Here is a 9,907-nt window from a genome sequence, read left to right as displayed (position 1 = left end):
CCAATACTAAAATTCACTCCCTACGCTGCTTCTAACAGAGCTCAAATTTAAATTCAGGAACTGGTCCCGAACTCTTGACCGGTTCTGCCCCGGTTATCCTCTCATCTGTGCTTTTGAGGATGCTGGCGATCATTTCCGGATAGGAGATGCCTGCCAAGGCCGCCATTTTAGCCAGGTGTCCGTCCCAGCACCATCCGGGATTGGGATTTACTTCCAGTAGCTTTGGGTTGCCGGCTGCATCCATACGCCAGTCCAGACGCGTGTAATCCCTGCACTCGAGCCTTGTTATCATCTTTAAGCTGCATTCCAGTATGAACTCTTCAACATCCTTTGGAATTTCAGCTGCAATGGAATGGATCTTCCAGTATGGGGAATCAGGGATCCATTTTGCCTCATAACCGCACATCCTGGGTAATTCGGAAGGAAGTTCAGAATAGTCCTCCTCTATAATGGGTAAAACCGTATAGTTCTCCGGAGGATTTCCTATGATGCCTATGCTCAGATCCTTTCCTGTGAGGAACTCTTCAACAAGGATGGGCTTATCATAGCCCAGACCCTCTCTTATGTCATAGATAGCCCTTACAACCTCATCACGGTTATGGCATACACTGTGCTGATTGAGTCCGAAACTTGAATCCCCGAAGTTGGGTTTGACTATTACAGGGAACTGCATAGGCACTTCGAACAGAACATCCTCCGCCTTAATGACTATACCTTCGGAAACAGGCACGCCAAGATCCTTAGCAATACCCCTTACCAGAGCTTTATCATAACAGAAAGCAAGACATTGAGGACCTGATCCGGTATAAGGTATACCCAGAATCTCAAGCAAAGCCGGCACATGCAGTTCTTTCAGTGGATCGTTAGAATAACCTTCATCACAAAGGTTGAAAATGAAATCCACTTTTCCCTTAAGGCGTTGCAGATCCTGTATCAGGGTGTCATGGTTATCCAGGAACTTGAAAGAATATTCTCCTCTTTCCTTAAGAGCACCTTTTAATTGGTCAATGGTATACAGATCATCATCATCAAAAACACCGCATGGCTTCAGAGAATCTCTCTTGGACGGATCACCGAATACTACCACTACATCCTTTTGTATTGCATGGACCTTCTTTTTAGGTTCTGTCCATTCCTTGCGCAGGTTAGCAGTGATTATTATGCGCTTCTCCATCATGCCAAGGTCCTGGTTCCTCTTACTGTTAGATCCAATGGAGTTTACGACCTCAACATCACTGAAACCAGCCTTTTTGAGGAGCTCCTGAAGTGACTCTTGTGTGTACAGCCTTTCAGCATAGAACTGATCGGCAATGACACCCTGTTCATCATTGACTATTACCTCCCTGGAGATCAGTTTCTGATCATCGAGAGATAGAGAACGTTCCCTGCACACGAAGTTGTGCTTATCAATCCATTCCCAGGACCTGGGCTGATAATTTGATTTCAGGTAAGAGCCATCAGTCACGTCCAGCAGGACTTTTCCCCAGGGTTTAAGCACTCTTTTTACTTCATTCAGCACCCTCAGATCCTCTTCGGATGTCTCAAAGTAACCAAAACTGTTCCCCAGCAGGAACACAGCATCAAAATTATCAGTCGAATAGGGTGTTTTACGTGCATCCCCTTCCCTGAAACGAACATTCAGGCCTTCTCTTTTAGCAACGCTTTTTGCTTTCTGAATAAGGTAATGAGATCTGTCCAGTCCTTCCACGTTCTTGAACCCTCTTCTTGATACTTCCATGGAGTGGCGTCCCTGTCCGCAACACAGGTCCAGGATCTTACTCTCCTGCGCAAGGTTCAGAACGGATAGGAACATATCGATCTCTTCCCTGGTTATCTCGGAATCACCTACTACATCAGCATCTGTCTTCAGATAGAGGGAATTGAATATCTTCTTCCACCAGTCAGGGTTCACATGTTCTTCAAGACTGGATACAGGCCCAAGACTTTTGGGCTTTGGCGCACACTTCTTCTGGGGATCTACCAAAGTATTTATATTCATCTGACTTGACCTTCCGGATTTGGAAATGGACTGGAATGTCCACAAGTTAATTTAATGTAATTAATAGAATAAAAATGAAGTGCTAATATTTTAAACGTAATACTTCCATGATGTGATGATCTATGGGGTATTTCTGATGCCGTAATGCAGCTAAAGATAGCAGGAGATCAAAAATAAGTGCCTGGAAGCTTTCTGGTCGGTTTTAATATAGATCAAAAACCCTCTGGCCTATTGTTAATTGATAACATCCATATCAATAGAAGTAAAAAAGGTGTGAGGTGCCAGCTTCCCCTCTAGTTCCCGTCAGGCTGGCAACTTCACCTCGTTTCATTGGGAAGGTTCGGCACTTATGGAGTACTCAAAGTTCTCCGTGTTATGTGGCATTACTGACAGTGTCCATTGGCCTGCAGATGCCTTTAATGTATATGTTTCCACATAGCTCTTTGAGTATTCCTGATATTCTGAATTATTCCCGGATACCTTGAATACCGGATAGGGAACATTTCCCATTGTGACTGAACCTGCATATTGCACAGCTTTCTGCACAGCTTTGCCCTCCTTGCCATCTGGATCTGTGAGCTTTACTTCAAAGGATGGATCTGCAATGCTGTTTGAAGGATACACATCATATATATATGATCTTAGCTCAATAGTGACGGTTCCATTGTCATTTACCTTAAAGGGGATCTCATAGGGCTTTTCAGGCTGCACTGCCACATGGAAGCTGAGGTGTACCATCTCTTCATAATCCTGGATACCCGGATCATCTATGTTCAGATCTATGCTGCCGGAGAAATCTCCTTTTGCATCAGCAGGTACCTTAACCTGTACCTTTACAACAACTGTTTCTCCAGGCTTTATGGTTGAAGGACCAGTTATGGTGATCGCATCTTTTCCAAAGGCCTGCTCATATCCGCCATAATATGGCATAGATACTGCAGAATCCATTGCCATCGGGCGTGCTTCTGCGCTCATGGGGTAGGGGTAGTACATGTTCTCCACAAGCTTCGGATCAATAGTTACTTCGGAATCACCGGTATTCCTGAGCATGATCTCATAGTCGTATACTTTACCTGCTTCAACCCTGTCGTATACGTACGTTGTGAGGATCTCCACCTTAGGGGGTATCCAGACATCTACGTTTAACTGTACAGTGCCCGGGAATCCCTGGTACAGTATATCTCCTTCAGGCACATTTTCCATAAAGGTCAGCGTTGCAGCATAGTTCCCTACTTTAGCATCCTCAGGGACAGATATCTTTATTCCGAACTGTGCCTTTTCTCCTGCCTCTAGAACTTCCTGTGCAGGAGTTATTGTGATCCAGCTCTCGTCCATGAAACTGTAAGTATATGGTGTGATAACCATTGTCGGATTAACTGTGATCGCAGCATCTTCCATGTTGGTCACGGTAACGGTGAAGTTCTCACTGGTTCCGGGCTGCAACATCGTATTATAGTAGCTGGGATCAACGCTGATCGTATCCATTTCAGTGATCGTCCCTGTATTGGAGATCACGCCACCTACCGTAGAAGATATTACCTTATCTGTAATCGCCATCGAAGGCTCGGAAACTGCCGTGTTGCCTGCAAATACTGTTGCTACTGCCATATATACAAAAAGCACAGTTAATGATGCGTATATTATGAATTGTGATCTGCTCATGAATTTCACCCTCCTGAACTGACAATTCATAATATGGGTGTGCACATATTAAAGAACTTCTTAAACTTCAAATCAATTCGTAGTTATCGGCTAGTAAATAAAGCACCCGGTGAGATCAAATAAGAGAAAAAGACCATTAATCGTCTCTTTCATCACCTGCCCGGTAAACTGTACTTCCTTTGCTAAGAAGAAGATTATAGGCATCCTTCTCCTTATTATAGTTCACGAGTACATCATAAAGCTCCAGTATCTCTCCGTAATCTGCCCGTTTAATAAGACTATTGTCCTCAGTCACATTATGCCATGGAATTACTGCATAGACTGCTTTTCTGGAAGTGCCGTCGCACATTTTGTAAAGGCTGTACTTTTCATCACCCAGATCACCTGACATTAGGGAACATACTACATTGATACGCTTATCTTTGTGCGTACTCATTTTGGAGAAACGTGCAAACTTTGCTTTGGGCGCGACTCTGTAGCACTCTTTGGTTAGGCCATCCTTTCTTACTATAAAATAAGAGTACTTAATGTCAGTATTGATATAACGGTACGGCTCATCACACTCTGCAAGTTTGCGCATCAGGAGTGTTGGATTGATGTCCTGCTTTTGCCCGAAGCTCCAGCATTCTTCAAGGCTGCAGCCTGCACCCCATATGAAGGAACATGGGGCATATATGCCAAGACCAGCTTCCTTGAGCGCAATGCTCAGCCTGCGTAGCTCCACTGAGTTTGCTCTGTCTGCGGGCTCTATTACAAGTATACTGCCATCAGATGCCAGTCTTTGAGCCATTTTTAGCACGATGTCCGCTTTTTGCTCTATGGTAATATCTTTTATCTCATTGAGCACATTCGAGAACACCATAAGGTCGATATTCTCAGGCAGACTTTCTGGCTTTATTTTACGTATATCTGATCTTACAGGCTCGTGCAGATTTATGGAATCCGAAGCATAGTTTGGAACAAGGGAGTTGAAAGCCTCGATATTCTCATCGTACAGTTCCACACAGTAGATGTCGGCCTTGCGACCTTCCAGCCTTTTGTAGAAATCGGCAATAGCCAGAGGCACTGTGCCCGGACCTGTGCCCACATCAAGGATCTTCATGCGTGTTTTGAGAATACCGGCCTGAGCCATGTCATATAACATATGCTGGAACTGCACAAAATACACCGGGAAGTGATAAGCAAGGTATCCCAGCACATTGTAGCCTTTTTCATAAGAGATCTTCCTGGAACTGCCTTCTCTCCAATAAGCGTTCTTCTGACCTACGACTGCTTTTCTGATCCTGTCCAGAACGACCGGATCATCCCACTGCTTTGCGGTCTTTTTGCTGATGTATTGCTCGATAACTGTTTGCAGTTTTGCCGACACCACTGCAGACCTTAAGAAAATCTCAGTTTTCTTTACTTCTTCCTCGGTAAGTTGCATCACTGTTGCAGGAGGAGACAGCCTCATTCTGAAATCAGCACCTTCCGGAATGGCATCAATGTCCAGCTCGTACAGAAATGGCTTAATAATATCATAGATCTGTTCTACGGACATGTCACTTGTAATGTAATTCTTTATCTCCGACAGCATGAACTCATGTTTCATGTGGCAGACATACTTAAGAGTGGAAATAATTTCCTTTTCACTATCCTTCATTAATAGTAGGGACGGCGGGAAGGCTCATAAATGTACTGATTCCAAAAAATATATCCAATACAAAGAGGACAGCAAATAACCTCATTAGATCTGCGGTCTAATATAATGGTCTCCTTATGTTTTCAGTGAATAGATATTTAAAGGGATGAAAGAAGGCACACAATGTGAGTTCAATGGGATAGGAATGTTCAAAATATGGCATTTCCTCAGCGTTCCAGAGGTCTGGATGCATTCCATTCTACCTCTATAAAATGCCTGAAAATTGAAACCTGTTCCTTTCCGTTGTACCATGTGGCAGTAAGGTTAGGGGGAGTAGGATCATCTTTAACTGTGACGATAAGAAGTTCTTTATCATCGATCACAATAATTCCCCCCTTCAAAGGATGAGCGCTGTCTTCTGTGGAATAGACTCTTACCTCTGCACCACAAATAGGATTTTTACCTGTCTGCTGACCACATCTTGCCTGCTGTTCATTGATAGTGATCTTTACTTTAAGACCCTTATCTATCTTTTCCTGAAGTTTTGTTGTGATGATCTCCATGACAGGATATGTTTCGGTGGCCTTGTCCAAAGAAGGATAGGTTAATGCAAGTATTATTTCTTCTTTAGCCGAGTCCAGCATCTGGACTATCTTATCAGTAACGTTCTTCACACCACTGATGTTCCATACTCCATCTTCCTCTACTAAGGTATCAGGTGCATGATAAATCTTCTCAAGTTGCTCAAGAGATGTTTCAACAGCATTTTCATAATTCACTTTCAGCCTGTCAATGATCTGGTTCGGAAATAGTGTTCTGTAACGCATGGGTTTGGTATGCTGTGTCTCGATAATTCCTTTATCGTCAAGTTTGGTGATCACCCCGTACACGGCAGAGCGGGGGATACCCGATAATGCATGGATATCCGCCACAGTTCCGCTACCATAGCGTGTAAGTGCTATGAGCACTTTAGCTTCGTAGGTTGTCAGACCTAGTTGTTGAAGTGATTCTATCAAGTTGTTCATAATAATACTTTCACAGGATACTTTTATTTGTCATTTGCCTTTGTTTCTTTGTTATCCAGATATTTCTTGTAATTATTCTGCTTCCTCTTCCTGGAGATCATATATACCGGAGTACCGATGATACCTACAAGAAGCACAAGTCCAACTGCAACAGAGGCATTAAGGGATTCTGCAGGACCAACATACACAGGTAATTTAAGATTATCCGAATATTGGCTTTTATCTTGTTCGTCCTTATATTTTATCTCACTGCTTATTGAATACTCCTTTACGGTCGCATCTTTTGCCACATTGAGATCGAATATTGCGGTCCTTGACTCGCCGGGATGCATGTCTCCCAGATATGCCTGATCGTCTGTGGTTGTGAAAGGATCTACAACACTTATCCTTGCAATACATTCACGTGCTATCTGCTCTCCTGTATTGGTATATGTTACATTGATGGTTTTTTCATCGCCAGCCCGCAGATCAGATTCAACATTATCTATCCTGAAATACGGTTCTTCTTCAACGACTACTTGAAGGATCATTGTCTGGTTCATATCCTCATACCAGTAGTTGGTATCACCGTAAGGAGGTGTTACCGCAGAATCCTTCTGGGACCTGTATGCAATATAAAGCTGCAGATCGTAAGTGCCAGCTTTTGCATTGTCGTATATTTCTATAGGGAATTCGGCGGGTGTAGATAGGGATTTGCCGGCGTTCAGTGAACCCAGGAGTAAAGTATCCTGTTCTATCTTTATGGGAGCATCGGGGTCAACAAGTGAAAGTGTTGCTGTCATAGAATCTGCTGTTGTTATCGCCCGGTCTGACAGAAGTTCGCTTGACATATAAGTGCGGGTGAGTGTTTCACCGTACTCATCTATATCATCTTCTATCTCATCCTCATTGGCTTCAAATCCTGTGATCTGCCCATTGTTCAGTATATTCACATAAAGGATGCCTTTTTCTCCTCTCTCAAACACTTCATCACAAGCGAGGTTTGCTATCAGATTAGGAGATCCGTACACATCATAGTAATCGCTTGCAATTTCAGCGACAACATTCTCGTCTATACCCGCAGATGCAAACTGCATACTACTGAGTAATAGAATTGCGATCGAAATAAACTTTAAATTTTTAAGAGTGATCATATATTCACCTTATTATCTTCTATATATTTTTTTGATGCTTTGCGTCCTGATCTCCACCTGTCTAGGTTAACCATAATAGGTGGCAGGACGACAATGGTGCTGAATAATGAAAAAGCTACAGCTATCACCGTAACGATCCCAAAACCACGCAGCATTGGGAATGATGATGCTACAAGAGCTGAAAAACCGAATATCACAGTAAAACCTGATGCAAGGATCGCTGGTCCTATTCTAAGTGCAGCCGTCTCCATGGCATCAAGTGGCTCCAGTCCCCTGTCACGTTCTTCAAAATAACGTTCCAGCATAAGGATAGTGAACTCTGCCCCTATCCCTATTGCAAGAGCACCGAGTGTGGCTGTAAGCGGATTGTATTCCATACCCGACAGGTACATCACTCCGCCGAGCCATCCCGTGACCATCACTATAGGCAGTATTGTTGCCAGGGATTTCATCCAGTCCCTGTAGATCAGTAACATGCCTATAAAGATAATAGCCATTCCCAGGTAACCCATGGCAGTCCTGCCTGATGTAAGGGCACCTATAATGGAAGTTTCTGTTACTTTATTGCCCGTGACAGTGACTGTGACCCCAGGCGGAGGAGCATACCACTGCAGATCATTTTCAACTGCCTCAATGATATTAGATACCTGTTGTGTTTGCAGATTGCTCTCAAGTTTAAGGTTAAGAACACCAAGGTTCCCGCCTTCAATGTACTGGTCAGTAATGACAGAAGACATACTGTCTGTTATAGAAATTACTGTGTCCTTATCAGAAGGTATTGAGCCATAGCCAGAGTATATTAATGAACCAATGCTGCCAGAGCCTGTTATCTGGTTGTGGCGTTCCTCTTCCAGTTCACTGAAATCGACCATCCATTGTAGCAGGTCCGGGTCCATTATGTCGTCTGCCCTGATTATTATACTTAGTTGGTCGCTACCCCCCATGACCCTGTTAAGCTTGTTAAGGTCCTGAAGTGCCTGCATGTCCTGAGGCACAAAGTCCTTTGTGTCTGTCTGTACTCCGACATGTTCATCTGCATATAGTCCCGCAATTGCAAAAATAGATGCTAGTACGATGACGATCATATAGTGTTTTGTTGTCAGCAGAGAAACTCTTGCAAGGAATGTCCCAAGAGGTGAGTTATGCTCTGTTGTTGGCTCTGCGGTTGTTTTATTTCCATTAAGTTCTTTTTTCAAGTTCTTTTCTGCTTCTTTTTCCAATGATCTTCTATCGAGCCTGTATAGTAGAGCGACCAACACGAACATTGCAACAAGGTAACACAGGATCACTCCTACAAGACTCATCTTTCCAAAGTCCTGTATCATGGGAACAGGAGAAATGAACAGCGCTATAAAACCTAAAGATGTTGCCGTGACCGCAATAGCTACTGCAGGCCCCGTGTGTTTTATCGTATCGATTATTGCCTCTTCGGCAGACTCTCCCTTTGCGAGCTCCTCTTCGATCCTACTCTGGAACTGGATCGCATAATCTGCTCCCAGTCCGATAAGGATTGGAAATACTGCCATTGATGCCATAGTCATGGGAATGCTCAGCAAACCCATGGCTCCAAATGTATAAATCAAGCCCACAAGGATAACCGGTATTGGAAGCAAGGACCATCTAACATGTCTGAAAACTATCTTAAGCCCTATTATCATCAGAACGAAAGCAAGGAACAACATGCTTCCAAGACTGGAGGTCATTTCTTCTGACATCGCTATTATGTATGCCGGCTCACCAGTGGCCACAGCAGTGGTACCTGCTGGAAAGTCAACTATCTCTACTGTTTTTTCTACTTGAGCAAGGACCCTTTTCTTGTTATCTTCATTTATACTGCCAGGCATCTGGATCATTATGAGCGTATGTGTGGTGTCTGGCATGAACTGCTCAACGTAAGCAGATGGCAATTGGTCGATCAATGTCAGGATGGTGTTATCATCAGGAATCTCTGAACGGCCTGTTGCAGAATAGGATGCACTTTTGATGAGCGATGCCATACTGACTACATTCTCTACATCCTTGTCTTGCTCAATTATCCTGTCAAAGCTGTTAATGGCCTCCAACACTTCGGACTCTCTTACATCATCAGATTCCACAAGTACAACTATGACCTCACTACCAAAGTTTTGTTTGTATAGATGGTCATAGTTCTGGTATGTCTCAGAATTCTTTTTAACAAATGTATCTGTACCGCTTCTCTGTTCTATCAGGCCTGCACCTATGAATGACAATAGCATCAAGATAATGGCTGTCGCAAGTATTTTTTTGGGTGATTTTTCTACAAATTCCCCAATTTTCTCAAATATTTGTTTTACAGACATGATATGCTGTTAGTAGTACAATACTAAATGAATATATAATTTGCTATTATCAACCATTAATTAATATAATGAGTCTACTATTATATGTGAGAAAACTTGATCTCAAAAGATGTTAAAAGTGCACGGCACAAAGACCGGAGAAATAT

General features: G+C 43.2%; 6 protein-coding genes. All 6 read right to left on the bottom strand.

Annotated elements, in window-relative coordinates:
• Window positions 1–31 precede the first annotated feature (31 nt).
• The 6 genes from METHO_RS10350 to METHO_RS10325 all read right to left on the bottom strand — a co-directional run bounded on the left by METHO_RS10350 (window position 32) and on the right by METHO_RS10325 (window position 9,761).
• Window positions 32–1,999, bottom strand: coding sequence for a methyltransferase domain-containing protein (locus METHO_RS10350; protein ID WP_015325488.1), 1,968 nt, complete (start codon window positions 1,997–1,999; stop codon window positions 32–34).
• Window positions 2,000–2,326: 327 nt separating this feature from the next.
• Entirely contained in the window at window positions 2,327–3,661 is a 1,335-nt protein-coding gene (locus tag METHO_RS10345) for a COG1470 family protein (RefSeq protein WP_015325487.1), read from the bottom strand.
• A 136-nt stretch (window positions 3,662–3,797) separates the two neighbouring features.
• Window positions 3,798–5,303 carry a small ribosomal subunit Rsm22 family protein gene (locus METHO_RS10340; RefSeq protein WP_015325486.1) on the bottom strand — a complete coding sequence of 502 codons (1,506 nt, stop codon included), beginning with the start codon at window positions 5,301–5,303 and terminating at the stop codon, window positions 3,798–3,800.
• Between the two features lie 206 nt (window positions 5,304–5,509).
• The gene (locus tag METHO_RS10335) at window positions 5,510–6,307 is read right to left on the bottom strand and encodes a TrmB family transcriptional regulator (RefSeq protein WP_015325485.1); all 798 of its coding nucleotides are present in this window, start codon (window positions 6,305–6,307) and stop codon (window positions 5,510–5,512) included.
• Between the two features lie 23 nt (window positions 6,308–6,330).
• On the bottom strand, window positions 6,331–7,440 hold the full coding sequence (locus tag METHO_RS10330) for a COG1361 S-layer family protein (RefSeq protein ID WP_015325484.1): 1,110 nt from the start codon (window positions 7,438–7,440) through the stop codon (window positions 6,331–6,333).
• Entirely contained in the window at window positions 7,437–9,761 is a 2,325-nt protein-coding gene (locus METHO_RS10325; RefSeq protein WP_015325483.1) for an efflux RND transporter permease subunit, read from the bottom strand. Before METHO_RS10325 ends, METHO_RS10330 begins: the two co-directional genes overlap by 4 nt.
• Between the last annotated feature and the right edge of the window lie 146 nt (window positions 9,762–9,907).

Source organism: Methanomethylovorans hollandica DSM 15978, from assembly GCF_000328665.1.
GTDB classification, from domain to species: Archaea; Halobacteriota; Methanosarcinia; order Methanosarcinales; family Methanosarcinaceae; genus Methanomethylovorans; species Methanomethylovorans hollandica.
Note: the sequence above shows the minus strand (reverse complement) of the source record. Positions and strands in the feature narration are given on the sequence as shown.